This window comes from Mycolicibacterium iranicum, assembly GCF_014190915.1.
GTDB lineage: Bacteria > Actinomycetota > Actinomycetes > Mycobacteriales > Mycobacteriaceae > Mycobacterium > Mycobacterium iranicum_B.
In genome coordinates, this window is record NZ_JACHVU010000007.1 from 235,614 (window position 1) to 260,291 (window position 24,678).

24 protein-coding genes are annotated in these 24,678 nt (G+C 68.5%); 10 read left to right on the forward strand and 14 right to left on the reverse strand.

Annotated features, from left to right (window positions below):
- Position 1 precedes the first annotated feature (1 nt).
- The 3 genes from FHR72_RS17005 to FHR72_RS17015 are packed head-to-tail and all read right to left on the reverse strand — an operon-like array spanning position 2 to position 3,304.
- The gene (locus FHR72_RS17005) at positions 2-1,090 is read right to left on the reverse strand and encodes an acyl-CoA dehydrogenase family protein (protein ID WP_183470110.1); all 1,089 of its coding nucleotides are present in this window, start codon (positions 1,088-1,090) and stop codon (positions 2-4) included.
- Positions 1,077-1,892 (reverse strand): acyl-CoA dehydrogenase family protein, encoded by an 816-nt coding sequence (locus FHR72_RS17010; protein WP_183470112.1) that lies wholly within the window; start codon positions 1,890-1,892, stop codon positions 1,077-1,079. Before FHR72_RS17010 ends, FHR72_RS17005 begins: the two co-directional genes overlap by 14 nt.
- A complete protein-coding gene (locus tag FHR72_RS17015; RefSeq protein ID WP_183470113.1) occupies positions 1,892-3,304 on the reverse strand; it encodes a class I adenylate-forming enzyme family protein in 1,413 nt (470 codons plus the stop codon). Before FHR72_RS17015 ends, FHR72_RS17010 begins: the two co-directional genes overlap by 1 nt.
- A 112-nt stretch (positions 3,305-3,416) precedes the next feature.
- Between FHR72_RS17015 and FHR72_RS17020 the strand changes: the two genes are divergently transcribed.
- Positions 3,417-3,746: a 2Fe-2S iron-sulfur cluster-binding protein gene (locus FHR72_RS17020; protein ID WP_183470115.1), complete on the forward strand. Its 330-nt coding sequence runs from the start codon at positions 3,417-3,419 to the stop codon at positions 3,744-3,746.
- Here FHR72_RS17020 and FHR72_RS17025 read toward each other — a convergent pair.
- The 4 genes from FHR72_RS17025 to FHR72_RS17040 form a co-directional block, all read right to left on the reverse strand.
- On the reverse strand, positions 3,734-4,789 hold the full coding sequence (locus tag FHR72_RS17025) for a CaiB/BaiF CoA transferase family protein (protein WP_183470117.1): 1,056 nt from the start codon (positions 4,787-4,789) through the stop codon (positions 3,734-3,736). The genes FHR72_RS17020 and FHR72_RS17025 overlap by 13 nt on opposite strands.
- On the reverse strand, positions 4,786-5,742 hold the full coding sequence (locus FHR72_RS17030) for an LLM class F420-dependent oxidoreductase (protein WP_183470119.1): 957 nt from the start codon (positions 5,740-5,742) through the stop codon (positions 4,786-4,788). The genes FHR72_RS17025 and FHR72_RS17030 overlap by 4 nt, the downstream gene beginning before the upstream one ends.
- Before the next feature lie 88 nt (positions 5,743-5,830).
- The gene (locus tag FHR72_RS17035) at positions 5,831-6,232 is read right to left on the reverse strand and encodes a cobalamin B12-binding domain-containing protein (protein ID WP_183470121.1); all 402 of its coding nucleotides are present in this window, start codon (positions 6,230-6,232) and stop codon (positions 5,831-5,833) included.
- A complete protein-coding gene (locus FHR72_RS17040; RefSeq protein WP_183470123.1) occupies positions 6,232-7,821 on the reverse strand; it encodes a methylmalonyl-CoA mutase family protein in 1,590 nt (529 codons plus the stop codon). Before FHR72_RS17040 ends, FHR72_RS17035 begins: the two co-directional genes overlap by 1 nt.
- A gap of 133 nt (positions 7,822-7,954) precedes the next feature.
- Here FHR72_RS17040 and FHR72_RS17045 point away from each other — a divergent pair, with 133 nt between their 5' ends.
- The 7 genes from FHR72_RS17045 to FHR72_RS17075 are packed head-to-tail and all read left to right on the forward strand — an operon-like array spanning position 7,955 to position 15,699.
- Positions 7,955-8,860: an SDR family oxidoreductase gene (locus FHR72_RS17045; RefSeq protein ID WP_183470125.1), complete on the forward strand. Its 906-nt coding sequence runs from the start codon at positions 7,955-7,957 to the stop codon at positions 8,858-8,860.
- The gene (locus FHR72_RS17050) at positions 8,857-10,383 is read left to right on the forward strand and encodes a class I adenylate-forming enzyme family protein (protein WP_183470127.1); all 1,527 of its coding nucleotides are present in this window, start codon (positions 8,857-8,859) and stop codon (positions 10,381-10,383) included. Before FHR72_RS17045 ends, FHR72_RS17050 begins: the two co-directional genes overlap by 4 nt.
- Positions 10,380-10,688 carry a hypothetical protein gene (locus FHR72_RS17055; protein ID WP_183470129.1) on the forward strand — a complete coding sequence of 103 codons (309 nt, stop codon included), beginning with the start codon at positions 10,380-10,382 and terminating at the stop codon, positions 10,686-10,688. The genes FHR72_RS17050 and FHR72_RS17055 overlap by 4 nt, the downstream gene beginning before the upstream one ends.
- 2 nt (positions 10,689-10,690) lie before the next feature.
- Positions 10,691-12,031 (forward strand): MFS transporter, encoded by a 1,341-nt coding sequence (locus tag FHR72_RS17060; RefSeq protein WP_183470131.1) that lies wholly within the window; start codon positions 10,691-10,693, stop codon positions 12,029-12,031.
- Between the two features lie 13 nt (positions 12,032-12,044).
- Positions 12,045-13,505, forward strand: coding sequence for an adenylate/guanylate cyclase domain-containing protein (locus tag FHR72_RS17065; protein WP_183470133.1), 1,461 nt, complete (start codon positions 12,045-12,047; stop codon positions 13,503-13,505).
- Positions 13,506-13,534: 29 nt separating this feature from the next.
- A complete protein-coding gene (locus tag FHR72_RS17070; protein WP_183470136.1) occupies positions 13,535-14,374 on the forward strand; it encodes a putative hydro-lyase in 840 nt (279 codons plus the stop codon).
- Complete coding sequence (locus FHR72_RS17075) at positions 14,371-15,699, forward strand: MFS transporter (RefSeq protein ID WP_183470138.1); 1,329 nt, start codon at positions 14,371-14,373, stop codon at positions 15,697-15,699. The genes FHR72_RS17070 and FHR72_RS17075 overlap by 4 nt, the downstream gene beginning before the upstream one ends.
- A 4-nt stretch (positions 15,700-15,703) precedes the next feature.
- Here FHR72_RS17075 and FHR72_RS17080 read toward each other — a convergent pair whose 3' ends face one another.
- The 6 genes from FHR72_RS17080 to FHR72_RS17105 are packed head-to-tail and all read right to left on the reverse strand — an operon-like array spanning position 15,704 to position 21,818.
- A complete protein-coding gene (locus FHR72_RS17080; RefSeq protein ID WP_183470140.1) occupies positions 15,704-16,516 on the reverse strand; it encodes an SDR family NAD(P)-dependent oxidoreductase in 813 nt (270 codons plus the stop codon).
- Positions 16,513-16,923, reverse strand: a complete 411-nt coding sequence (locus FHR72_RS17085) for a nuclear transport factor 2 family protein (RefSeq protein ID WP_183470142.1) — start codon at positions 16,921-16,923, stop codon at positions 16,513-16,515. The genes FHR72_RS17080 and FHR72_RS17085 overlap by 4 nt, the downstream gene beginning before the upstream one ends.
- Before the next feature lie 10 nt (positions 16,924-16,933).
- A complete protein-coding gene (locus FHR72_RS17090) occupies positions 16,934-17,353 on the reverse strand; it encodes a Zn-ribbon domain-containing OB-fold protein (protein WP_183470262.1) in 420 nt (139 codons plus the stop codon).
- A gap of 8 nt (positions 17,354-17,361) precedes the next feature.
- A complete protein-coding gene (locus FHR72_RS17095) occupies positions 17,362-18,570 on the reverse strand; it encodes a thiolase family protein (protein ID WP_183470144.1) in 1,209 nt (402 codons plus the stop codon).
- Positions 18,571-18,582: 12 nt separating this feature from the next.
- Positions 18,583-20,805: an acyl-CoA dehydrogenase family protein gene (locus FHR72_RS17100; RefSeq protein WP_183470146.1), complete on the reverse strand. Its 2,223-nt coding sequence runs from the start codon at positions 20,803-20,805 to the stop codon at positions 18,583-18,585.
- Complete coding sequence (locus FHR72_RS17105) at positions 20,802-21,818, reverse strand: NAD-dependent epimerase/dehydratase family protein (RefSeq protein ID WP_183470148.1); 1,017 nt, start codon at positions 21,816-21,818, stop codon at positions 20,802-20,804. Before FHR72_RS17105 ends, FHR72_RS17100 begins: the two co-directional genes overlap by 4 nt.
- A 72-nt stretch (positions 21,819-21,890) precedes the next feature.
- Between FHR72_RS17105 and FHR72_RS17110 the strand changes: the two genes are divergently transcribed.
- A complete protein-coding gene (locus FHR72_RS17110) occupies positions 21,891-22,517 on the forward strand; it encodes a TetR/AcrR family transcriptional regulator (protein ID WP_183470150.1) in 627 nt (208 codons plus the stop codon).
- Positions 22,518-22,535: 18 nt separating this feature from the next.
- On the opposite strand, the gene FHR72_RS17115 is transcribed toward FHR72_RS17110, so the two are convergent.
- A complete protein-coding gene (locus FHR72_RS17115; protein WP_183470153.1) occupies positions 22,536-23,798 on the reverse strand; it encodes an amidohydrolase family protein in 1,263 nt (420 codons plus the stop codon).
- A gap of 26 nt (positions 23,799-23,824) precedes the next feature.
- On the opposite strand from FHR72_RS17115, the gene FHR72_RS17120 reads away from it, so the two are divergent.
- The gene (locus FHR72_RS17120; protein ID WP_183470155.1) at positions 23,825-24,676 is read left to right on the forward strand and encodes an AraC family transcriptional regulator; all 852 of its coding nucleotides are present in this window, start codon (positions 23,825-23,827) and stop codon (positions 24,674-24,676) included.
- Positions 24,677-24,678 lie beyond the last annotated feature (2 nt).

The window sequence follows — 24,678 nt, forward strand, 5'->3', positions numbered from 1 at the left end:
CTCAGCCTCCCAGTCCGAGGATGCGTTGGGCGATGATGTTCTTCTGGATCTGCGATGTCCCGCCCATGACGCTCTGGGCACGGCTGTACATGTAGGCGCCGAACAGCTCCTCGTCGCCGGTGCCCACGGTCTTGAGGGCCGCGTGCCCCACGGACTGCTCGACCCAGGTCATCAACAACTTGTCGAGCGATCCCTGGGGGCCGTGGGTGAGCCCGTCGAGTTGTTCGGACAACCGCCTGCGGACGTGCAACCGCAACATCTCGGTCTGTACCCATGCCCAGAGCAATTCCTCGGGCGGCGTTTTGTCGACACCGGATGCCATCTGGCGCACAGTTTTTCCGTACCGGGCCGAGAAGCCGAGCGTCGAGGGTTCCCGCTCATGGCTGACCACCGTCATGGCGAGCTTCCAGCCCTCGCCCGGGGCGCCGACCATGTTTTCGGCGGGCACCCGCGCACCGTCGAAGCTGACCTGCCCGAATTCCTTGGTGACACCGCTGATCATCTTCAGCGGCCGCTGTTCGATCCCGGGCTGGTGCATCGAGACGATGAACGCCGAGATGCCCTTGTGTTTGGGCACGTCCTTGTCGGTGCGAGCCAGGACAAGACACCAGTCCGCGACGTCGGAGTAACTCGTCCAGATCTTGTGGCCGTGGATGACGTAGTCGTCCCCGTCCCGGACAGCGGTCGTCGTCAGTGACGCCAGGTCGGACCCGGCGCCCGGCTCGGAGAAGCCCTGGCACCACCGTTCGCTGCCGTTGATCATTCCGGGCAGGAACCGTTGCCGGAGTTCCTCGCTGCCATGGTGACTCAGCCCCACGACCAGATAGCCCAGACTCGGTCGCGCCGGCGCCCCGGCCTTGGCGATCTCCTCGTCGACGATCACGTCGTAGACCGGCGGTAGATCCTGGCCGCCGTACGCCGTGGGCCACGACGTGCCGAAGAACCCGGCCTGGAAGAGCGCCTGGTGCCACTCCCCCGCCTTGGCCCAGTACGCGTCGCCCGACGTCGGGAACTTGCCCTTCTGCTCGATCAGCCAGCCGCGCAACCGATCCCGGAATGCGGCTTCGTCGGATGAGTCACGAAAGTCCAATGGTCAGCTCCTCCAGCTTGGCCGGCCAGGCTTCGGTTGCGGCCAGCACTCGGCGCAGGTAGATGTGCGCCAGACACTCCCAGGTGTTGCCGATCCCTCCGTGGACCTGAATCGACGTTTCGCACACCGTCATCGCGGCGCGCGCACAGTAGATCTTCGCGATGCGCGCCGCCTCGACGGCTTCTGCCACCGGGAGTTCGTCGACGGCCCACGCGGCGTGGCGCGACACGCTGATCGAACCCTCGATGAGTGCCAGGCTTTCGGCGAGCAGATGTGCCACGGCCTGGTAGGAGCCGATCGCCGCACCGTACTGCTCGCGGACCTTGGCGTACTCGGTGGCCAGAGCATGGGTGCCCCGGGCGGCGCCGACGATGTCGGCTGCGGTCGCAGCCAGGGCCAGCGCGTACCAGCGCCCCGAGTCCTCCTCGGAGAGCTCGCTCAGCTCGGCCGGGGACTCGACCACGCCGGTGAGGCTCCCGGTCAGGTCAACCGACTGTGGCGCCGTGTCGGCGACCGCCACGTCCCGTCCGAGGCGGCGCTGCAGATCGTCGGAGAGCACGGGGCCCAGGTAGGGCACGTCGACCAGGCCGCGACCGAACTCCTCGGCCACGATCGCGACCTCCACGGCTGAGGCGCCGTCGGAGCGCAGAGTCCGGAATCCGGTGGCGTCGACGGCCTTTTCGAGGCGCGCCAGCCGCCCGGAGTCATCGAGGTCGGCCACCGAGCCGGGGCCGAGGTCTCCGGCCACCTCCGCGGCGGCATCACGCAGCTGTCGCTGCTCACTGGTCAATCGGACGTCCATCAGATCTCTCCGCTCTTCGCGTGAGCGCTCATCTCGCGCTCCCGTAACACTCGCCGCAGCACCTTGCCCGAGGGCAGGCGCGGGATGTCGTCGACGACGACCACCCGGCTCGGTCGCTTGTAGGACGCGAGGCGCTCGGCGACCAGGCCGGCGAGCTCCTCGGGGTCGACGGCGCAACTCGTGGTGACCGCGGCGACGATCGCTTCACCGTCGGCCGCGGGGACCCCGAAGACCGCGCAGTCCGCGACCGCGGGATGTCCGTGCAGCACGGCCTCCACCTCGGCCGGTGCCACCTGGAATCCGCGGACCTTGATCATCTCCTTGGTGCGGTCGGTGATCCGCAACCATCCGTCCGAGTCCATCGACCCCACGTCGCCGGTGCGATACCAGCCGTCCGAAAACGCTTGCGCCGTCCACTGTTCGGGTAGATACCCGGCCATGGCCGATGCCGAGCGCACCTGGATCTCGCCCTCCTGCCCCGGCCCCACGACCTCGCCGGTCTCCAGCGAGACGATCCGCAGCCCGACCCCGGCCACGGCGCGACCGACGGTGTCCAGCCGGGCGTCCTGCAGGTCGTTGCAGGAGATCACGGGCAGTTCACTGGCCCCGTAGGCCGTCACCCACGAGACGCCGGTGCGGGCGGACACCGCCTCGGCGACACTGCGTGTCACCGGAGTGGCACACCACATGATGTAGCGCAGCGAGGAGAGGTCGTGGTCTTCCAGCTTGGGATGGCGGGCCAGCGCGAGTGCGATCGGCGCGACGGCCATCTCGATGGTGATGCCGTCGGACTCGATGTGGCGCAGCATGGTGTCGATGTCGAAGCGGCGGTGGAGCCGGATCCAGGTACCGGTGTCGAGCGCCATGATGATGTTCAGCAGGCCGAGGATGTGCGAGGGCGGGGTCATGACCTGCATGCGGTCGTCGGCGGTCAGTCCCAGCGCATCCCGCCAGTGCCTGATCGCCACAGCCAGGGACCCATGGGTGTGACGCACCGCCTTCGGCATCCCGGTGGTGCCGGAACTGAAGACGAATACCGCATCGGTGTCCGGATCGACCGCTGCGGCGAGACCGCGCCCGGGGGTGATCTCCTCGTCGAGCGACACCATCGGCATGGCCTCGGCGAGCACCGGGTGATCTCCGATCGCATGGGTCGGCCCCGTCAACCCCAGCGCATGGTCCACCTCGGTCCGCTTCCACGCCGGGCTCAGGAGCACCGCCGCGGCACCGAGGCGCCAGATCGCGCGCAGTGCAATGACGAACTCGGGCCGGTTCGACGACATCACCGCGACGCGAGACCCCGTCCCGACGCCGCGGGCTGCCAGTTCGGCGGCCATACCCCCGGACAGCGCGTCGAGTTCGGCGAGGGTGTACTGCCGCTCCTCGAAGGCGAGCGCAGTCGGCTCACTCACGTTGCGCGCGCCCCTTCCGGAAGTAGTGGATGATGTTCGCGAGAGGATTACGGTTTGTCCAGGAGAATAGTATTCTCCTATTATCAGAATGACAATGTCGAGAGAGGGTCATATGACCGACCCGCAGACACCGGGAACGGGGTCCGCAGTGACCGAGGCAAGTGCGCCGGGGACCATCACCGTCAAGCTCGACGGCAGTACGGCGTCGGTCGCGCAACGATCCGGCGAGACGCTGCTCGAAAGTGCCCGCCGCGCGGGCATGGGCCCGCCGTTCTCGTGCGAAGCAGGCAACTGCGGTACCTGCATGGCGCTGCTGACTGACGGCACGGCCACCATGCGGGTCAATGACGCGCTGACCGAGGACGAGGTGGCCGAGGGTTACGTGCTCACCTGCCAAGCCGTCCCCGACACCCCGGCTGTGACGGTCGATTACGACCAGTGAACCGACGCGCCGGCGTGCTCATCGAGCGCCGGCGCCGGCCGGTACTCGGGCTCGTAGCCTGCGATCTTGATGGGGCTTCCCACCAGACGGAAAGCTCCTGCGGTGACCAATGCCTCCGGAGTCGCCCGGAGCGCCTCCGGCAGTGTCCGCACCGCGGCGACCGGAAGCCCCAGCGGCCGCAACCGCTCCTGCCAGTTCACCGCGGTGTCGGTTGCCAGGACAGCGCTGACCAGTTCGAGCACCTCGTCGCGACGGGCCGCGCGTTCGGCCAGCGTCGCGAAGCCCTCGATACCCGCCTCGGCGGCGAACGCCGACCAGAACGCGTCATGGGTGATGAACAGAGCCAGGTACCCGTCGGCGGTCAGGAACAGCTGCGCCGGAACGTAGAACGAGTGCGCGCCATGGGGATACCGTTTCGGCTCGACTCCGTCGTTGAGGAACGCCGCCGCCCGATAGTTCAGCTGCGAGAGCATCACATCCTGCATGGACACGTCGACCTGTCCGCCGCGGCCCGAGACGATCTGGGCCAGCAAGCCCAGCGCCGCGGTGAGACCCGTCGAATTGTCCACCGACGAGTACCCCGGCAGCGTGGGCGGACCTTCCGGATCGCCCGTCATCGCCGCCACGCCCGTCGCCGCCTGGATCACGTAGTCGAACGCGGGATCGTCGCCGCCGTCGAGCCCGAAACCCGTCAGCGCGACGCACACGATCGCCTCGTTGAACTCTTTGAGCGACTCGTAGGTCAAGCCCAGCCGCTTGATCGCCGACGGCTTCATGTTGACCAGTAGCGCATGCGAATTCGCGACCAGGTCACCCAGTTGCTGCCGCCCTTCGGCCGAGCGCAGGTCGAGCAGCACACTCTGCTTGTTGCGGTTCAGGCTCGCGAAGTAGCTGTCGCTGACCTGCCGGGAGATCTCGCCGCCCGGCGGCTCGATCTTGATGACCTCGGCGCCGAGGTCGGCCAGCATCATCGTCGCGTACGGCCCGGCCAGCATGACGCCGACTTCGAGAATCCGGATGCCCGCCAGCGGGCCTGCGCTCATCGCACGGCCTTCGCGAGCTCGCCGATCACCTCTCGCGTCCGGTACTTCGATGCGACGAGCTCGTCGCGCGTCTCGCCGATCGGGAGCAGGCGCACCGACAGGTCCGTGACACCGGCGTCGGCGAACTGCTTGAAACGAGCCAGGATGGCGTCCTCGTCGCCGGCCGCGCACAGGTCCCCGACGTTGCGGGCATCGCCCCGGTCGAGCAGCTTCTGATAGTTCGGCGAGGTCTCGGCTTCGGCGAGGATGCGGTTCGCGCGCTCCTTGGCCGCGTCGATCTCCGAGTTCGCGCACAGGCACACGGGGATACCCGCGACGATGCGCGGCGCGGGGCGGCCCGCCTCCGCCGCAGCCTTGGTGATCTTCGGCGCGATGTGGTCACCGATCGCCTTCTCGTCAGCCATCCACAGCACGGTACCGTCGGCGCGCTCGCCGGCGATCTGCAGCATGACCGGGCCCAGCGCCGCCACGAGCACGGGCAGCGGTTGTTCTGCCCCCAACACCGTCGGGTTGTGCACGGTGAACGACGCGTTCTCGACGTCGACGTCGCCCGGACCGGACAGCGCCGCGTTGAGCACGTCGAGATAGTCGCGGGTGTAGGCGGCCGGCTTCTCGTACGGGATGCCGAGCATGTCGCGCACGATCCAGTGATGCGACGGGCCCACGCCGAGCGCGAGGCGCCCGCCAGCCATGGCGTGCACCGACAGAGCCTGCCGGGCGAGGGCGATCGGATGCTGGGCCTGCAACGGGACCACCGCGGTGCCGAGCTCGATGCGTGACGTGTGCGCGGCCATCAGCGCGACCATGGTCAGGCAGTCGAAGTCGTTCGGCACCTGGGGCATCCACGCGGTGTCGAGACCGGCGGACTCGGCCCACTCGATGTCGGACACCAGCTTGGCGACCTTGCGCGCCATGTCGCCGCGCTCGGCCCCGATCATCACGCCGAGCCTCATGTTCGATCCAACTCCTTCACCGAGAGTGCGCTCAGATCGCGCCCGAGGCCCCGGTGGCGCTCTGAGCGCACTATCGGCGATCGTGCGATCACGACTGGTCCACCTTTTCGGTCAACGCGCGGACGTCGCGGACGAGGTCGTCGAGCGACGTGCCGGTCGGGAAGACCGCCGCCGCCCCGGCGTCGAGGAGCTTCTGCACATCGCCCTGGGGGATCGTGCCTCCGACGACGACCGCGATGTCACCGGCGTCGGCGGCCCGCAGCGCCGCGACCGTTCTCGTCGTGAGCGTCACGTGCGCCCCGGACAGAATCGAAAGGCCCACCAGCGCAACATCTTCCTGCAACGCGATCGACACGATGTCCTCGATGCGCTGCCGGATGCCGGTGTAGATCACCTCGAAGCCGGCGTCACGCAGCGTGCGGGCGACGATCTTGGCTCCCCGGTCGTGACCGTCCAGACCCGGTTTGGCCACCAGAACACGCGCGCTCACTAGAAGACCACCGGCTGCTGGAATTCGCCCCACACCGATTTCAGAGTCGACACCATCTCTCCTACTGTGCAGTACGCGTTCGCGCAGTCGATCAGGTTGTGCATGAGGTTGCCGTCGCTCTCGGCGGCACGGGCCAGCGCGGCGAGCGCCTCCTTGACAGCGACGTCGTCGCGGTCGGCCTTCACCTTGGCCAGCCGTTGCAACTGCTTGTCCCGGCCCTCGGCGTCCAGCTCGTAGGTGGCGAGGTCGGGCGCGGGTTCGTCGACGACGAACTTGTTCACACCGACGACGGGCCGCTCGCCGGACTCGACCTCCTGGTGGATCTTGAACGCCTCGTCGGCGATCAGGCCCTGCAGGTAACCGTCCTCGATGCAGCGCACCATGCCGCCGTGGGTCTCGAGGTCGTGCATGATCTCGATGATCTTCTCTTCGGTGGCGTCGGTGAGCGCCTCGACGAAGTAGGAACCGCCCAGGGGGTCAGCGACTTTCGTGACGCCGGTCTCGTACGCGAGGATCTGCTGGGTGCGCAGCGCGAGCGTGGCCGATTCCTCGCTGGGCAGCGCGAACGGTTCGTCCCAGGCGGCGGTGAACATCGACTGCACGCCACCCAGCACGGCGGCCATCGCCTCGTAGGCCACGCGCACCAGGTTGTTCTGCGCCTGCGGCGCGTAGAGGGAGGCACCGCCGGCCACACAGCCGAAGCGGAACATGGACGCCTTGTCGGTGGTGGCACCGTAGCGTTCCCGCACGATCGTGGCCCAGCGCCTGCGCCCGGCGCGGTACTTGGCGATCTCTTCGAAGAAGTCGCCGTGGGTGTAGAAGAAGAACGAGATCTGCGGGGCGAACTTGTCGATCGTCATGCGGCCGCGCTCGACCACGGTGTCGCAGTAGGTGACGCCGTCGGCGAGGGTGAACGCCATCTCCTGCACGGCGTTGGCCCCCGCGTCGCGGAAGTGCGCGCCCGCCACGGAGATCGCATTGAACCTCGGCACCTCGGCCGCACAGAACTCGATCGTGTCCGCGATCAGGCGAAGCGACGGCTCCGGCGGCCAGATCCACGTCCCGCGGGAGGCGTACTCCTTGAGGATGTCGTTCTGGATGGTGCCGGTGAGCTTCTCGCGCGGCACCCCCTTCTTCTCGGCGGCCGCGACGTAGAACGCCAGCAGGATCGCTGCGGTGCCGTTGATCGTGAAGCTGGTGCTGATCTTGTCCAGAGGGATGGAGTCGAAGAGGATCTCGGCGTCGGCGAGCGTGTCGACCGCGACGCCGACCCGGCCGACCTCCTCGCCGAACTCCTCGTCGTCGGAGTCGTACCCGCACTGCGTGGGCAGGTCGAGGGCCACGGACAGACCGGTGCCGCCCTGGTCGAGCAGGTAGCGGTAGCGGCGGTTGGACTCCTCGGCGGTGCCGAACCCCGAATACTGCCGGAACGTCCAGGTCTTGCCGCGGTAACCGGACGCGAAGTTCCCCCGCGTGAAGGGATACTCGCCGGGTGGCGGCGGATCGGCTGCACGGTCGCCCGGGCCGTACACGGGTTCCAGCGGGATGCCCGACGGGGTCTCCACCCGGGGACTGACATGCTCGCTCATCGATGGATAACGTACTTGCAAAAAATGAGAATGCCAATACCGTCTGAGGGAAAGCTGCACGCAGCGATACGTGCGACACCCCGTACGGGCGGCCCGACGCCCCGGTACACAGCGATTATGGGATTCCCCTAAAATGAGAACGGCACTATCTGGCGCCGATGAGGAGGGCCGACGTTTGCCTGAGCACAACCAGAGCGACGCGACATCGTTCACCGACCGCACCCTCGTGGTCTCGGGGGGCAGTCGCGGCATCGGACTCGCGATCGCGCTCGGCGCCGCGCGCCGGGGCGCCAACGTCGTCCTGCTCGCCAAGACCGCCGAGCCCCACCCCAAGCTGCCCGGCACCGTGCACACCGCCGTCGCCGAGGTCGAGGCGGCCGGCGGCAGGGGCGTCGCGGTGGTCGGGGACGTCCGTAAAGAGGAAGACGTGGCGCGCGCCATCGACACCGCGGTCGACCAGTTCGGCGGGGTGGACATCGTGGTGAATAACGCCAGTGCGATCGCCACCGAGCCCACCGAGGCGCTGTCGGCCAAGAAGTTCGATCTGATGATGGACATCAACGTCCGCGGCACGTTCCTGCTGACGAAGGCGGCGCTCCCCTACCTGAAGAAGTCCGCCTCGGCGCACGTGGTGACGCTCGCCCCGCCGATGAACATGAATCCCCAGTGGCTCGGCGCACACCCGTCCTACACGCTGTCCAAGTACGGGATGACGCTGCTGACCCTGGGCTGGGCCCAGGAGTACGGCGCGGAACCGGATGCCGCCCTCGGGTTCAGCTGCCTGTGGCCGGAGACCTACATCGCCACGTCGGCGGTGACGAACATGGCCGACGGCGGCGAACTGGTCGCATCGTCGCGCAGCCCTGAGATCATGGCCGACGCCGCCGTGGAGATCCTGTCCCGGCCCCCCGCGGCGGTCAACGGCCGGTGCTTCATCGACTCGGAGGTGCTGACCGAGGCCGGCGTGACCGACCTGTCGCGCTACGGAGGCGGCGACGATCCCATCCTCGACATCTTCGTCGACGAGCGCACCTCATGAGCATCTCGCTGCTGCTGGAGATGGCGCTCGACGCCGGCGCCGACCGCACGGCCGTCGTCTCGGACGAACTGCGCCTCACCACCGCCGACGTCAGTGCCCTGGCCGACGGCGGGGGCGGGCTGATCGCCGCGTCGGGCGCCCGGCATGTCGCCTACGTGGGTACCGGCGGTGCACTCCTGCCGCTGCTCCTCTTCGCCTCGGCACGTGCGGCCATCCCGTTCACGCCGCTGAACTACCGGTTGTCGGCCGACGGTCTGCGGGCGCTGCTCGATCGGCTCCCCGACCCACTGGTGGTCGTCGATGACGAATACCGCGAGGCTGTCGGCGACGGGTACCGCACGATGGGGTCGACCGAATTCCTCGACGCCGCGCGGACCGCCGAACCCGCCGCCGAGTTCGCCGACCCGGATTCGGTCGGGGTCGTGCTGTTCACCTCCGGCACCACCTCGAAGCCGAAGGCTGTCGAGCTGACGCACACCAACCTGACCAGCTACATCATGGGCACCGTCGAGTTCGCGTCGGCCGAACCCGACGATGCCGCACTGATCTGTGTACCGCCGTACCACATCGCAGGCGTCAGCGCGGCGCTGTCGAATCTGTACGCGGGCCGAAAGATGGTGTACCTGAGGCACTTCGACGCCGACACGTGGGTGCGGCTGGTCGCCGAGGAAGGGGTCACCTCCGCCACCGTGGTGCCGACGATGCTCGACCGCATCGTCTCGGTACTGGAGGCGACGGGGACGACACTGCCGACGCTGCGCACGTTGGCCTACGGCGGATCCAAGGTGCCCCTGCCGTTGGTCCGCAAGGCGCTGTCGCTGCTGCCGACCGTCGGCTTCGTCAACGCCTACGGGCTCACCGAGACCAGCTCGACGATCGCCGTGCTCACGCCCGACGATCACCGCGCCGCCCTCGCCGGCGCCGACGAAGCGGCCGCCCGCAGGCTCGGCTCTGTCGGTCAACCCGTCCCGGGTATCGAGGTCGAGATCCGCGGCGAGGACGGATCGGTTCTCGGCGCGGGTGAGACGGGCGAGCTGTTCGTGCGCGGCGAGCAGGTGTCCGGCAAGTACACCGACATCGGCTCGGTTCTCGACGAGCAGGGCTGGTTCCCGACCAAGGATGTCGCCTACCTCGACGAGGAGGGTTACCTCTTCATCGGCGGGCGCTCCGACGACACGATCATCCGGGGTGGGGAGAACATCGCCCCGGCCGAGATCGAAGACGTCCTGGTGGAGCATCCGGACGTCCGTGACTGCGCGGTGGTCGGGGCCGACGATCCGGAGTGGGGTCAGATCATCGTCGCCGTCGTGGTCACCCACGCCGACGCCGAGCCGGACGTCGAAGACCTGCGGGCTTATGTGCGAGCGCAGCTTCGCGGGTCCCGGACCCCCGACCGCGTGGTGTTCCGGGACGAACTGCCCACCAACGCGACCGGCAAGGTGCTGCGCCGTGAACTCGTCAGCGAACTGAACCAGGACCGATCGCCGGCACAGCCGGCCGCGACACAAGGAGCCCCCGCATGATCAAGAACGGCACGCGACTGCAGAGCCAGGTCTGCGACACACAGGTGATCGTGGTCCGAAGCGCGGACAGCCTCGACGACCTGCGGGCGGGCGGGGCCCCCATGGTGCAGATCGGCGCCGAGGGCGGGGCGGATTCGAACCTCACCCTCGACGAAAGCCTCGCCGACGGGAACCTGATGGGTAAGCGCTACGTCGACGACGGGGGCGCCGAGGTTCTGGTCACCAAAGCCGGGAAGGGCACGCTCAGCATCGGGTCGACTCCGCTGGCCCTCAAGGAAGCCAAGCCGCTGCCCGCCTCGGACTGAGCATGGCCGACGGACGCCCGGGCGGGGAGCAGACACCGGCGGTGTCGCCGCGACGGGTCGCGTTCGCCAGCTTCATCGGCACGACCGTCGAGTTCTACGACTTCCTGATCTACGGCACCGCCGCGGCCTTGGTCTTTCCGAAGCTGTTCTTCCCCAACGCTTCTCCGGCCGCCGGGGTGCTGCTGTCGTTCGCGACGTTCGGCGTGGGCTTCTTCGCCCGCCCGCTGGGCGGAATCGTGTTCGGGCACTTCGGCGATCGTCTCGGGCGACGCCGGATGCTGGTCTACTCGCTCGTGGGCATGGGGGTGTCCACGGTCCTGATCGGGCTGCTGCCGACCTACGCCCAGATCGGTATCGCCGCACCGGTGCTGCTCACACTGCTGCGCCTGGCGCAGGGATTCGCGGTGGGTGGCGAGTGGGGCGGCGCGACACTGATGGCCGTCGAACACGCCTCGGCGGGCCGGCGAGGGTTCTACGGGGCCTTCCCACAGATGGGCGCGCCGGCCGGCACCGCGGCGGCCACCCTGGCGTTCTATGTCGCCGCCACGCTGCCCGACGATCAGTTCCTCTCGTGGGGCTGGCGGCTGCCCTTCCTCGTCAGTGCGATTCTGATCGTCATCGGTCTCGTCGTGCGCCTGACCGTGACCGAGAGCCCGCATTTCGCCGACCTGGAACGCCGTGCCCGGGTCGCCCGCACGCCGATCGTCGCGGCGTTCCGGCGGCACTGGCGGGAGATCCTGCTGGTGGCCGGCGCCTACCTGTCCCAGGGCGTGTTCGCCTACATCTGCGTGGCGTACCTGGTGTCCTACGCCACCTCCGTCGCCGGCATCCCCCGGGACTGGGCGCTGTTCGGAGTCTTCATCGGTGCGGTCGTCGCGGTGGCGACCTATCCGCTCTTCGGTGCGCTGTCGGACCGGGTCGGTCGCAAACCGCTGTTCCTGGCCGGGGTGGTGGCGATGGCCCTGGCCGTGATCCCGACGTTCGCGTTGATCGACACGGGCGAACCGGCACTGTTCGTGCTCGCGCTGGTGCTCGTCTTCGGCCTGGCGATGGCCCCGGCCGCAGGAGTCACCGGGGCGCTGTTCTCGATGGCGTTCGACGCCGACGTCCGCTACAGCGGCGTCTCGATCGGCTACACCCTCTCGCAGGTGATGGGCTCGGCATTCGCGCCGACCATCGCCACGGCGCTCTACGGCGCCACCGGGTCGAGCAACGCGATCGCCGCGTATCTGATTGCGGTGTCGGTGGTCTCGGCGATCGCGGTGTGCTTCATGCCGGGCGGGTGGCGAGCGGCCTCGGCGGCAACCGAGTCCGAAGCGGCGCAGATCCGGGCGGGCGGCTGATACCTTCGGCCGTGTGAGGCCACGCCGCCTGCTGATCCGGTACGCAGCAGGTCTGACGTCGGCGTACCTGCTGACGGTGGCCGAGGTCGTCGCCATCGTCGTGGCGCTGGCGGGGCGCAGCGTCATCACTGCCGGCAACGTGATCACCCTGGTCGCCGTCACCCTCGTCGGGGGCGCGACCGTCGCGGTCGGTGCGGTCGTCATCGTCAGACCCTCGCTGCGGTGGCTCAAGGAAGGTCGCAGACCCAGCCCTGACGAGGTCAGGACCACCGCGAAGACCTCGATGCGTCAGACCGGCATCACGCTGGCGCCGTGGCTGGTCACCGCCGCGGTCCTGGTACCGCTGAACCTGCGGGCCGACGCCACGGTGTTCGTCGTGTTGACCACCGCCCTGCTGTTCGGAGCGATCGCGACCGTGGCGACCGGTTTCCTGTTCACGCTGCGCACCCTGCGGCCCATCCTGGCGGGGGTGCCCGCCGACGCCGAGCATCGGGCCGCCCCGGGCGTTCGGGCCCGCCTGCTGATCATGTGGCTGGTGTGCACGGCGCTGCCCGGGTCGGCGATCGCGGTGCTGTTGATCCTGCGGTCGCGCGGCTGGTTGCTCGACGAGTCCACCCCGATCGAGTTCGCGTTGCTGATCCTGGCCCTGGTCGCGGTGATCCTCGGGTTGCGCGCGATGCTGCTGGTGTCGATGTCCATCTCGGATCCGGTCAACGAAGTGGTCGCCGCGATGGCCGATGTCGAGAAGGGCACCATCGACCGGAGCATCGACGTCTACGAGTGGTCGGAGATCGGGCGGCTGCAGAGCGGATTCAACCGGATGGTCGCGGGACTCCGCGAACGAGACCGGCTCCGCGACCTCTTCGGCCGCCACGTCGGGGAGGAGGTGGCCCGTCGCGCGTTCGAACAGGTGACCGCCGACGAGTCCACCGGCGACGAGCGCGAGGTGGCGGTGCTGTTCATCGACCTCGTGGGCTCCACCCGATTGGCCGTCGACCGGGAACCGCACGAGGTCGCCGCGATACTCAACGACTTCTTCTGCATCGTGGTCGACGAGGTCGACCGACGGCACGGCCTGGTCAACAAGTTCCAGGGCGACGCCGCGTTGGCCGTCTTCGGCGCTCCGCTGCGCGTACCCGACCCGGCGTCCGCGGCGATGGCCACCGCACGGGTGCTGGCCTCCGCACTGCGCAGACTGCCCGTGGACTTCGGCATCGGGGTGTCGGCCGGACCGGTCTTCGCCGGGAACATCGGCGCCGAGAACCGCTACGAGTACACCGTGGTCGGCGACGCCGTCAACGAAGCGGCACGACTTGCCGACCACGCCAAGGATTTCGACGGTAGAACGCTGTGCTCGGGCACTGCGTACGACACCGCCGGTCCGGACGAACAGACGTGCTGGAGCGCCGACGGCGACACCGCACTGCGCGGACGGACCGAACGCACCCGACTCTTCACGCCGAAGAGACGTTAGGTTCCGCATCGACCGGGGAATGCACGCGTATGCGGTCCGCCGTGACACTCCCCGCGACACCTGCGGTGGAGGCTCGTGCGCGGATCCGCACCGGCGCCCACACCGGGCCGACCAGTGGCCTGGCTCCCGGCTTCGCCCAGGCCAACCTGGTGGTGCTCCCCCGAGCCCACGCGTGGGACTTCCTGCGGTTCTGCGTGCGCAACCCGGTGCCGTGTCCGGTGCTGGAGGTCACCGAGACGGGGTCCCCGCACCCGGCCGCGCTGGCCGCCGAGGCCGACATCCGCACCGACATCCCCCGCTACCGGGTCCTGCGCGACGGCGTCTGCGTGGACGAACCGACCGACATCTCGCGCTACTGGAGCGCGGACATGGTCGCCTTCCTGCTCGGCTGCTCCTTCACGTTCGAATGGGCCCTGGCCGCGGCCGGCATCCCGCTGGCACACCAGGAGCAGGGGGTGAACGTGCCGATGTACGTCACCGACCGCGCCTGTGTGCCGGCGGGACCGTTCACCGGGCCGATGGTCGTGTCGATGCGTCCGCTGAAGCGATCCGACCTCGGCCGTGCCGTGGACGTGACGTCCCGCTTCCCGGCCATGCACGGTCCTCCGGTGCACATCGGTGATCCGGCCGTGCTGGGCATCGGCGATCTCGGGGCCCCCGATTTCGGCGACCCCGTGCGGCTCGGCGCCGATGACGTCCCCGCGTTCTGGGCCTGCGGGGTGACCCCACAAGTCGTTGCGCAACAAGCGAAGCCGCCACTGGCGATCTTTCACGCGCCGGGCCACATGTTCATCACCGACCATCCGCACGACCACTACGACAGTGCCTCGCGCGCGCCGATCGCCGAACCGTCAGGAGAACACCCATGACCGTCGGACACGAAACCCGTCCCACCGGCGCCCAACCCGGAGCCGTCAGCAAGGCCGTGCGGGGCGCCTCGATCGGCAACGCCGTCGAATGGTTCGACTTCGCGATCTACGGCTTCCTCGCCACCTACATCGCCGAGAAGTTCTTCCCCCCGGGCGACGAGACCGCCGCGCTGCTCAACACGTTCGCGATCTTCGCGGCGGCCTTCTTCATGCGGCCACTCGGCGGGTTCTTCTTCGGTCCGCTCGGTGACCGGATCGGGCGTCAGCGGGTGCTCGCGATCGTGATCCTGCTGATGTCGGGCTCCACGCTGGCGATCGGCCTCGTTCCCAGCTACGACTCGATCGGCGTGTTCGCCCCCATCCTGCTGCTGCTCCTGCGATGCCTGCAGGGCTTCTCGGCCGGCGGCGAATACGGCAGCGGTGCATGCTTTCTCGCCGAGTACGCGCCGGACCGGCACCGCGGATTCGTCGTGTCGTTCCTGGTGTGGTCGGTCGTGGTCGGTTTCCTGCTCGGCTCGCTCACCGTCACCGGGCTGGAGACGTTCCTGTCCGAATCGGCGATGGACTCCTACGGCTGGCGGATCCCGTTCCTCATCGCCGGACTTCTCGGGGCCGTGGGCCTCTACATCCGCCTGCGGCTCGGCGACACCCCGGAGTTCGAGGAACTGCGCGACTCCGGCGAGGTATCCACGTCGCCGCTGAAAGAGGCCGTGACCACGTCGTGGCGACCCATCCTGCAGATCACCGGGCTCGTGGTGATCCACAATGTCGGCTTCTACGTCGTGTACACCTTCCTGCCCAGCTACTTCACCAAGACCCTCGAGTTCAGCAAGACCGATGCGTTCTTCTCGATCACGGTGGCGAGCCTGGTCGGCATCGTCCTGATCCCACCGCTGGGCGCGCTGTCGGACCGCATCGGACGCAAACCGCTGTTGTTCGCCGGGTCGATAGGTTTCGCGGTATTCGCCTATCCGCTGTTCCTCCTGCTCAACACGGGATCGCTGACTGCAGCGATCGCCGCGCACGCGGGCCTGGCGGCGATCGAGTCCGTCTTCGTCTGCGCCTCGTTGGCGGCGGGGGCCGAATTGTTCGCCACCCGTGTGCGTTCCAGTGGTTACTCGATCGGCTACAACGTGTCGGTGGCGATATTCGGCGGCACGGCCCCGTATGTCGCCACGTGGCTGGTCTCTCGGACGGGGAACGAACTCGCCCCGGCGTATTACGTCATCGCCGCCGCGATCGCCACCTTCCTCACCGTCCTCACGATGCGCGAGACCGCGGGCAGACCCCTGCGCAAGCTGGTGTCCGACGAGGCCCGCCGCTGAACCGTCAGTCCCCCATCGAGGCCGCGCTGGCCTGCTGGATGAACCGCACCGCATCGCTGCGAGAGATCGAACCCATCATCTGGGCGGCGGCGCGCAGGTCGTCCCCGACGATCCACGTGGGTCCGTTCGCCAGGTTGTCGAACGCCTCGGCCACCGCGTCGTCGGCCGACGCGGTGTCCTTCGGCCGCTCGTCCATCGAGGCGATCTGGCCCCGCGACAGCTCGAGTCGGCGTAGCGCCGGGGTGTCGGTCTTGCCCAGGATCACGCCCAGGACGTCGACGCCCTTGTCGTGCAGCTCGGTCCACAGTGCCTCGGCGAACACCATGTCGAAAGCCTTGGTGGCACCGTAGGCGACCATGTTGGGTCCACCGGCGAACCCGGCGCCCGACCCGAGGATGACGACGGCGCCGCGCCCCCGCGTCACCATGCCCTGTGCGTAGTGGTGGCTCAACTGCATCGGCACCAGACAGTTGCGGCGCACCATCGACTCCGCCGCGGTAATGGGTTGGGAGAGGAAGGGTTTGAACTCCGGATCGGCGCCGGCGCAGTAGACCAGCATGCCGATCTCCAGATCCCGCGTCGCCTCGATCACCTCGTGCGCCGCGGTGTCGGCGACGAGGTCGAGCGCCAGCACCCGGGTGCGCACACCGTGCCGCCGCTCGATACCCGCCGCGAGGTCCGCCAAGACGGCTTCGCGGCGGGACAGCAGCACGAGGTTGACCCCGCGTCGCGCCAACGTCTCGGCGAACGCCGCGCCGAGACCGTCGGACGCGCCGGCGATCAGCGCCCATGGGCCGTACCTGTCGGCGAAGGTCATCCGGCACCGACCGTCCGGACCAGGACCGTGGTGAAACGGCGCCGGTGGATGCGCCAGCCGATGTCGGTGCGGACCAGTTCGTCGTCGTAGAAACCGGCGGCGTTGACGCCGGACGCGTTGTCCTGCGACATGATCAGGGCGTCGATGTAGGCCCGCGCGGTCGCCGTGTCGCCGGAGACGACGGCAACGGTATTGGTGATGCGGTGCAACGTGAACCCGGCCATATCGTGGGCCGCGGTCATGAAGTCGACAACGGCATCCACCCCGTGCCAGGTGCCGATCTCGCCGTAGTCGAGTTCACAGTCCTCGGTGAACACCGTCCGGAAGAGCGGCCAGTCGCGGCTGTCGATACCTGTGGCGTACCGGACCTGCACATCGCCGATCGCGCGCCGATCCTGCTCGCTCATCGTCTACTCCTCACGTGCGCTCAGCCGGCTCGTACCGCAGCATCGTCACGTCGTGCTCGGGGTAATCGCAGAACACCGGCTTGACGCGCATGCCGATCGTAATGTCGTCGGGGTCCACGTTGACCAGTTCGGTCGAGAACCGCGGGCCCTCATCCCATTCGACGATGGCCAGAAGCTGGGGCACGGCATCGGCGAAGTGCGGACCGACGGGGCGCCGGGCGACGGTGAAGGAGTACAGGGTGCCCATCCCCGAGATCTCGCGCCACTCCAGGTCGTCGGCGAACGTCCGTGGGGCGCGCACCCGCGGATAGAAGACGTACGACGCCGAGGACGGCGAGTACTGGATCTTCACCCGGCGCTCGGCCAGCGCGTCCCAGAAGGGCGCCGTGGTGGGTGTCTTGACGGGCATCGGCCGGTCGAAGGTCGGCATGCTCATGGTCAGTCTCCCTCCAGCACAAGGGTTGTCTGCTCGGACAGGATTCCTCCGTTGCCGGAGACGAAGGCCCGGTGGCAGTCCGCGACCTGGGCCGCCCCCGCGCGCCCCATGATCTGCCGGGTGGCGTCGCAGACATGGTGCATTCCGCCTGCGTTGCCGGCCTGACCGAAGCCGAGCTGGCCCCCCGCGGTGTTGAGCGGGAAGTCGCCCCGGAATGTGAGGTCGTGCCGGGAGACGAATTCCATGCCCTTGCCCTTCTCGCAGAAGCCCGCATCCTCCAGGCTCAGCAGCACGGTGATGGTGTAGCAGTCGTAGATCGACACCATGTCCATCTGCTCACGGGTGAGGCCCGACATCGCAAAGGCGGTCTCGGCCGCCCGCACGATGGGCGTCTGCAGCAGGTCCTCGGCGTAGGTCGGGGTCTTGTAGGGCACCTGCTCGCCGAAACCCTTGATCCACACGGGCCTGTTCCTGCTTCGCGCCGCGACCTCGGCGCTCGCCACGACGACTGCGGCACCACCGAGGCACGGCATCACGATCTCGAGCATGTGGAGCGGATCGGCGATCACGGGGCTGGCCAACACGTCCTCGATCGTGAGCGGCTTGTCCTTCCAGACGGCCCCGTCGGTGTGGTTGGCGTTGACCCGTTGGTCGACGACGATCTTGGCCATCGCCCTCTCGTCGTAGCCGTAGACGGAGGCGTAGCGCTGGGCGACCTGGCCGTAGGGCCCGTTCTGGCCGAGGTTGCCGTAGGGGATCTCGAATTCCGCCTGCGGAGAACCGAACTGGTTGCTCGACGCCCCGAAGAACATTGCGTCGATGAGCGGCTTGGGCTTCTTCTCCGAGGTCGGGGTCAGGTACCGGGCCGGGATCGCGCACAGCACCACATCGCAGATGCCCAGCTCGATCGCGGCGGCGGCACGCCAGACCATGCCGACCGCACTCGCCCCGCCGAGATCCACCAGCTCTGCGAAACCCGCTCGCACACCGAGGTATTCGGCGACCGTGGACGGGACGAATATCTCCGACTCGCTCAGGTGCGAGGTGACGATGCCGTCGACCGACTCGCCGGGCAGTCCGGCATCCTGCAGCGCCGCGGCGCCGAGCTCGGCCCACTGCTCCAGCGTGAACGGCGCGGGCGTGGCCTTGTTCATCCGCTCCGGCGGCAGCTCGACGTAGCCGACGATTGCGGCGTCACCGCGCAGACCCATGCACTGCTCCTGTCATTGGCGAGGTAGACCCAGGATCATCTGGGCGATGATGTTGAGCTGAATTTCCTTGGTACCGCCGCCGATCAGCTCCGCCGGGAGGTGGAAGTACGGTTCGACGATCGGAGGCTCGGTGTCCTCGACCAGGGCGGCCGGGGCGGCGAGCTCCAGGGTGGCCGTGAAGATGCGGCGCAGCATCACGTTCATCGCCACCTTGGCGATACTGGACGCCGGACCGGCGGCCTGGCCGTCCAGCAGACGCAGCACCTCCCGCACGGCGAGGACCTTGATGGCGTTGGCGTAGGCGTCCGCCTCACCGAGTGCGGCCAGCACCCGGCTGCGGTCGGGGCGCTCCTGGTCGGCGAGTCCGCGCAGGATGCTCGCCCGGTCGAAGTTCACGTATCCGCTGATCGCGACCCGCTCCTGGGCCATCGTCGCGATGGCCAGATTCCAGCCGTCCGTCGGTCCGCCCAACAGCATCTCGTCGGGGACGAAGACGTCCGACAGGAACACCTCGTTGAAGTGCGCCTCTCCCGTGGCCTGCCGGATCGGTTGCAGCTCAATGCCGTCGGCGGACATGTCGACGATGAAGTAGCCGATCCCGCGATGCTTGGCGACATCGGGGTCGGTGCGGGCCAAAAGGGCGCCGTAGTCGGCGGTGTGCGCCGAGGAGGTCCAGATCTTGTGACCGTTGATCCGCCACCCGCCGTCGACCTTCGTGGCGCGGGTGGCCAGGGCGGCAAGGTCGGACCCGGCGCCGGGTTCGCTGAAGAGCTGGCACCAGCCCACTTCGCCTCGCTGCGTCGCCGGGATGAACCGTCGCTGGATGTGCTCGGGCGCAGAGCTGATCAGGCTCGGCAGAATCCATTCCGAGATTCCCAAAGAAGGCCGCACCAGGTCCGGCCGTTTGGCGAACTCCTCGTCGATGATCAGCTGCTGCAGTTGCGTGGCCTCCACCCCCCACGGCCGCGGCCAGTGCGGGGCGATGAGTCCGGCGTCGGCGATCAGCGTCCGCTGCGGCCCGGTGGCCTGATTCGGGTAGTCCCCCTGCCTGCCGGGTTTGTCGTTGCGCAACGTCAGGGCCTCGTCGAGGACCGCCACGACCTCGCGGCGGAATTCGGCGTCGAGGTCCCCGAGTTTGACCGAGACGTCCCGCGTCCGGCTGCGCGTCAGCTCACCCAGTTCCTCGGCGTAGCGCCCGGCGGGCCCGATCGAGGCCGCCAGGCTGGTGGCCCGTCGCCAAAAGAGATGCAGGTCGTGTTCCCACGTGTAGCCGATGGCGCCGAACATCGTGAGGGTGTCGAGCACCAGCCCCGGCGACGGGGCCACCGCCATCAGTGCCGCTCCGGAAGCGGCGATGCGGCGCTGGGCAGCGTCCTCGGTGAGCGACCGCACGGCGTCCCACGCGGCCGACACGGCGAGTTCACTGTTGACCAGCAGCATGGCCGCCTGGTGCTGCAGCGCCTGGAAGGTGCCGATCGGTCTGCCGAACTGTTCCCGGGTGCGCAGGTGGTCGGTGACGGCCTGGACGCACCAGCGGATCGTGCCCGCAGCGACGCACGCGGTCAGGGCCACCGCGACGTCGCGGGCTTCTTCGTCCGAGATGCCGTCGAGCGCAGCGTCGTCCGGGCAGGCGTAGCCGTCGGCCCGCACGACCCCCACGTCGACCGTCTTGTCGGTTCCGTTGCGTCGCTCGACGTCGAGGCCGGGCTCCGACGGATCCAGCACCAGCCAGACGACACCGGCGTCGGTCCGTGCGGCGGCGACGATCAGCTGCGCCGAGCACACCCCGAGGACCGCACCCGAGGAACCGGTGACGGTCCAACCCGCCGGACCGGGGGTCGCTCGGAAGTCGTTGTCGGCGGGCAGGATCACCGCCGCGGAGGCTCCGGCGCTGAAGCGGGCCAGCAGCGCTTCGACGGCCGGGGTGTGCTCAGCGAGCGCGGCGATGGCGCTCGCGGTCACGGTCGGCAGTACCGGGCCGGGCAGCAGGGCGATCGCTGCGGCCTCGAGGACGCACGCGGTGTCCGAGAGCGAACCACCCTGGCCGCCGGATTCCTCGGACAGGTGGACCGCGTGAAAGCCGTTGCCCACGAACTCGTCCCACCAGGACGGGAGCTCGCCGGCAGCGAGCGTGTCGAACGTCCGGCGGGTCTTGTCCACGGGGGCGTTGCGCGCCGCGAACTGTGCGACGGCGTCGGCGAGCTGAGTCTGCTCCGGGGTCAGACCGATCGTCATCGCGCTCCTCCGGCGACTGCGGGGCGACGCCGGTCGCGGAAGAACTCCGCGGCGGCCTTGATCGCCTCGGGCGTGGGTGCTGGATTCCAGCCGAGTTCGCGAACCGCCTTGGAATGGTCCATCGGGGTCATGATGTGCATCAGGCGGATGTTCAGGGGCGTGAACTTCGTGTCGACGCTCCTCCAGCGGGTCAGTGCGGCGTTGACGTGGGCCGCCGCCGCCATCGCCCGGATCGGGACACCGATCTTCGGTGGCGGCACACCGACCGCGGCACAACCGATCTCGTGGATCTCCCGGGTGCTCATGAAGCGTTCGGAGACGATGTAGCGCTCCCCGACCCGGCCGCGTCGACCGGCGAGGATCAGCGCGCGGGCCGCATCGTCGATGCCGACCACCTCGGCGTCGTAACCCTTGATGAAGAACGGGAGCCGGCCCGCCACCGCGGCGGCGAGCATCCCGCCGTGCGGGGTCGGCAGGAAATCACCGGGCCCGTAGGTGTTCGCGACACACATCGCCACCCCCGGCAGACCCCGCTCGGCGCAGTAGCGCAGAACCATCTCCTCGGCCGCGACCCGCGACCGGATGTAATCACCACCGATGTCCGCCCAGTTGTGGACCGTGGTCTCGTCGGCGAGGCCCCCCGCGCCGAGCCCGATCGTGCCGATGGAGCTGGTGAACACGAACCGGTACAGGTCGGTGTCGGCAGCGACGTCGAGGACGTTGCGCAGCCCGTCGACGTTGGTGCGCCACAGCGGGTCCGGGTTCCGCAGCCAGGGTCGCGCGTCGACCACGCAGTAGTAGACGACGTCGCACCCGGCCATCGCCTCGCGCAGCGCCTCGGTGTCGAAGATGTCGCCGTAGCGGACGTCCACGGGCAGGCCGTCGATCCCCCGCGTCGAACTCGTCGGACGGATCAGCACCCGCACATCGCTGTTGCCGTCGGCGACCAGCTGCCGGGTGACTCGGGAACCCAGGAACCCGCTGGCGCCGATCACCAGCTTCGTTCCACCCATCACCGACTCCAGACCGCGCTCGGAAACCCTCAAACGAGACGCTACGTCTCGTCTTGTGGCACACTACGGTCGATGTCCCAGCGTGTAAAGCCGGGCGGCGACGCCCCGCAGGCCCCCGATGTCGTGGGCCGAGATGCTGCGCCCTCGCGGCGGCGCAGTGAGAAGTCGCGCACCGCCATCGTCGGGGCGACCCGAAAGCTGCTCATGGAGCGCGGTTTCGACCGGCTCACCATCGAGGCGGTCGCCGCGCGCGCCGGTGTCGGGAAGCAGACGATCTACCGCTGGTGGCCCAGCAGGCACGCCCTGGTGGCCGACGTCATCCTCGAAGACGCCGACAAGATCCTGCGACCCATCGCCGCCGGGACCGACCTGACCGCCGATGTGTGCGCGTGGTCGACCGCGCTCGCCACCACCCTGACGACCGCACGCGGCAATGCGATGTTGCGGATTCTCACCATCGCGGGCACCGAACACCCGGAAACCGCGACGCGACTGCATGCGGGTTTCACCACTCCCCTGCACGCGACCGTGCGGAACCGGTTCGCTTCCGCCGGTTTTGGCGAGGAACCCGCCCGCGATGCCGCGGACGCGATCGTCGGCGGCATCGTCTATGCCATCCTCAGCGAGGGGCGCACGTACGACCCGCGCCGTGCGGCGTCGATCACCCGGACCGTCATCGCCGGCATGTTCGCGCAATGACGGTCGCGGGCTGACGAATCAGGCTTGGGCGAACTGCTTTTCGTCGTAGAGCCGCGCCCATTCCGCGCGTGGCCGGATCGACACGTCGACGTCGGCGCCCTTGACGCGCAGAGTGCCTGCCGTCGCCTGCTCCTTCGGAGTCAGCTTGAACGGGTCCCAGCCGAAGAACCTGCAGGAGTTCTCCCAGGTGATCTTGTTGATGTCCGAGTCGTCGGCGCCCGCGGCGTTCAGCTCGGCCAGCACCTGCTCGGGAGCGTCCGGCCAGAAGCAGTCCGAATGCGGGTAGTCGCACTCCCAGGCGATGATGTCGATGCCGATCTCGTGACGCAGCTTCAGCGACGTCTTGTCGGTGACGTAGCAGGCCAGCGAATGCTCACGGAAGACATCCGAGGGCAGCTTGTCCCCGAAGTCGCGGCGCAGCCACTTCTGATTGGTGTAGTGCCGGTCGCTGCGGTCCAGATAGAAGGGGATCCAGCCGATCCCACCCTCGGAGAACGCGAACTTCAGATCCGGGTAGTTGCGCATCGCCGGGCCCCACAGCAGATCCTGCGCGCACATCGCCGAGACCTGGGTCGCCAGGATGATCAAGTTGTCGATCGGAGCGTTGGGCGCCATGCTGATCGCGCCGAAGCCCGTGCCGATGTGCAGGCACATCACCACGTTCTCCTCGGACAGGGTGCGGAAGACCGGGCCCCAGTACTCGTCGTCGTGGTAGCTCGGAAGTCCTTCCAGGTGCGGCAGTTCCGGCATCGTCACCGCGCGGCAACCCTTGGCGGCCACGCGGCGGATCTCCTTGCACATGGCCTCCGGGTTCCAGGTCGGCAGCACGGCGATCGGAATGAAGCGGTCGGGGTAGGAGCCGGCCCACTCGTCGATGTGCCAGTCGTTGTAGGCCGACACCATGACCAGCGTGACCTCTTCGCGGTGCATGTTGAGGTGGCGCGCGGAGAAGCCGGTGAAGGTCGGGAAGCACATCGAGGCGAGGATTCCGTTGCGGTTCATGTCGCGGACGCGCTCGTGGACGTCGTAGACGCCGGGACGCATCTCGGCGAACCCCGCAGGGTCGCGGCCCCACTCCTCGGCCGGCCAGGACACCACGGCGTTCAACCCGCTCACACCCTGGGGGCGGCCCTGGTACATCCACTGGTCGACGCCCTTGTCGTCGGTGACGACGATGGGCGCCTCCTCCTTGTACTTGGCCGGGACGTGCCGCAGGAACATGTCCGGCGGCTCCACCACATGGTCGTCAATGCTCACCAGAATCAGGTCGTCGACGTTCATACCTCTCAGTAGTACCGTCTCGAGGCGTGACCGTCTCCGCGTCTTCGGACAGAGTCTTGTCCGTACCGGCCAACATCACCGACACCCCCCGCCGGCGCGTGATCGAACTGCGCCGGGGCGGTGAGGCGCTTGGTGGCAGCTACCTCTACGAAGGCGATGCGCTGATCACCGGGTGGCACTCGCACGAGGTACACCAGATCGAGTACGCCCTGCATGGTGTGGTCGAGGTCGAGACCGATTCGGCGCACTACCTCCTGCCACCCCAGCAGGCGGCGTGGATACCGGCCGGGCTCGAACACCAGGCGGTGATGAATCCGGACGTCAAGACCGTCGCGGTGATGTTCGACAGCACCCTGATCGCCGACGGCGGTGACCGTGCCCGCATCCTGGCCGTCTCCCCGCTGATCCGGGAGATGATGATCTACGCGCTGCGGTGGCCGATCGACCGGCCCAGCGGCGACGACATGTCCGACGGCTTCTTCCGGACGCTGGCGGCACTCGTGTGCGATGCCCTCGATCACGAGGCGCCGCTGAGTCTGCCGACCTCCGACCATCCGATCGTCGCCGCGGCGATGGACTACACGAAGCGACACCTGGACACCGTCACCTCCGATGAGGTCAGCCGCGCGGTCTCGGTGTCGGAGCGCACGCTGCGGCGCCTGTTCGCCGAGACGCTCGGCCTGCCGTGGCGGACCTACCTGCTCCACGCACGCATGTTGCGGGCGATGGCCCTGCTGGCCGCGCCTACGCAAGCGGTGCAGGAGACCGCCACCGCCGTCGGGTTCGACAGCGTCAGCTCGTTCACCCGGGCGTTCACCGCCTTCTGCGGCGAGACACCGTCGGCCTACCGCAAGAGGGTCGCGGGGGCACCCGACTGAGC

What these genes read in the sequence shown, in the direction of transcription:
- FHR72_RS17010 (WP_183470112.1), bottom strand. Translation starts at nt 1,892, where the DNA reads ATGGACGTCCGATTGACCAGTGAGCAGCGACAGCTGCGTGATGCCGCC.
- FHR72_RS17020 (WP_183470115.1), top strand. Translation starts at nt 3,417, where the DNA reads ATGACCGACCCGCAGACACCGGGAACGGGGTCCGCAGTGACCGAGGCA.
- FHR72_RS17025 (WP_183470117.1), bottom strand. Translation starts at nt 4,789, where the DNA reads ATGAGCGCAGGCCCGCTGGCGGGCATCCGGATTCTCGAAGTCGGCGTC.
- FHR72_RS17030 (WP_183470119.1), bottom strand. Translation starts at nt 5,742, where the DNA reads ATGAGGCTCGGCGTGATGATCGGGGCCGAGCGCGGCGACATGGCGCGC.
- FHR72_RS17040 (WP_183470123.1), bottom strand. Translation starts at nt 7,821, where the DNA reads ATGAGCGAGCATGTCAGTCCCCGGGTGGAGACCCCGTCGGGCATCCCG.
- FHR72_RS17045 (WP_183470125.1), top strand. Translation starts at nt 7,955, where the DNA reads ATGAGAACGGCACTATCTGGCGCCGATGAGGAGGGCCGACGTTTGCCT.
- FHR72_RS17050 (WP_183470127.1), top strand. Translation starts at nt 8,857, where the DNA reads ATGAGCATCTCGCTGCTGCTGGAGATGGCGCTCGACGCCGGCGCCGAC.
- FHR72_RS17055 (WP_183470129.1), top strand. Translation starts at nt 10,380, where the DNA reads ATGATCAAGAACGGCACGCGACTGCAGAGCCAGGTCTGCGACACACAG.
- FHR72_RS17060 (WP_183470131.1), top strand. Translation starts at nt 10,691, where the DNA reads ATGGCCGACGGACGCCCGGGCGGGGAGCAGACACCGGCGGTGTCGCCG.
- FHR72_RS17070 (WP_183470136.1), top strand. Translation starts at nt 13,535, where the DNA reads ATGCGGTCCGCCGTGACACTCCCCGCGACACCTGCGGTGGAGGCTCGT.
- FHR72_RS17075 (WP_183470138.1), top strand. Translation starts at nt 14,371, where the DNA reads ATGACCGTCGGACACGAAACCCGTCCCACCGGCGCCCAACCCGGAGCC.
- FHR72_RS17080 (WP_183470140.1), bottom strand. Translation starts at nt 16,516, where the DNA reads ATGACCTTCGCCGACAGGTACGGCCCATGGGCGCTGATCGCCGGCGCG.
- FHR72_RS17085 (WP_183470142.1), bottom strand. Translation starts at nt 16,923, where the DNA reads ATGAGCGAGCAGGATCGGCGCGCGATCGGCGATGTGCAGGTCCGGTAC.
- FHR72_RS17090 (WP_183470262.1), bottom strand. Translation starts at nt 17,353, where the DNA reads ATGCCGACCTTCGACCGGCCGATGCCCGTCAAGACACCCACCACGGCG.
- FHR72_RS17095 (WP_183470144.1), bottom strand. Translation starts at nt 18,570, where the DNA reads ATGGGTCTGCGCGGTGACGCCGCAATCGTCGGCTACGTCGAGCTGCCG.
- FHR72_RS17100 (WP_183470146.1), bottom strand. Translation starts at nt 20,805, where the DNA reads ATGACGATCGGTCTGACCCCGGAGCAGACTCAGCTCGCCGACGCCGTC.
- FHR72_RS17105 (WP_183470148.1), bottom strand. Translation starts at nt 21,818, where the DNA reads ATGGGTGGAACGAAGCTGGTGATCGGCGCCAGCGGGTTCCTGGGTTCC.
- FHR72_RS17110 (WP_183470150.1), top strand. Translation starts at nt 21,891, where the DNA reads ATGTCCCAGCGTGTAAAGCCGGGCGGCGACGCCCCGCAGGCCCCCGAT.
- FHR72_RS17115 (WP_183470153.1), bottom strand. Translation starts at nt 23,798, where the DNA reads ATGAACGTCGACGACCTGATTCTGGTGAGCATTGACGACCATGTGGTG.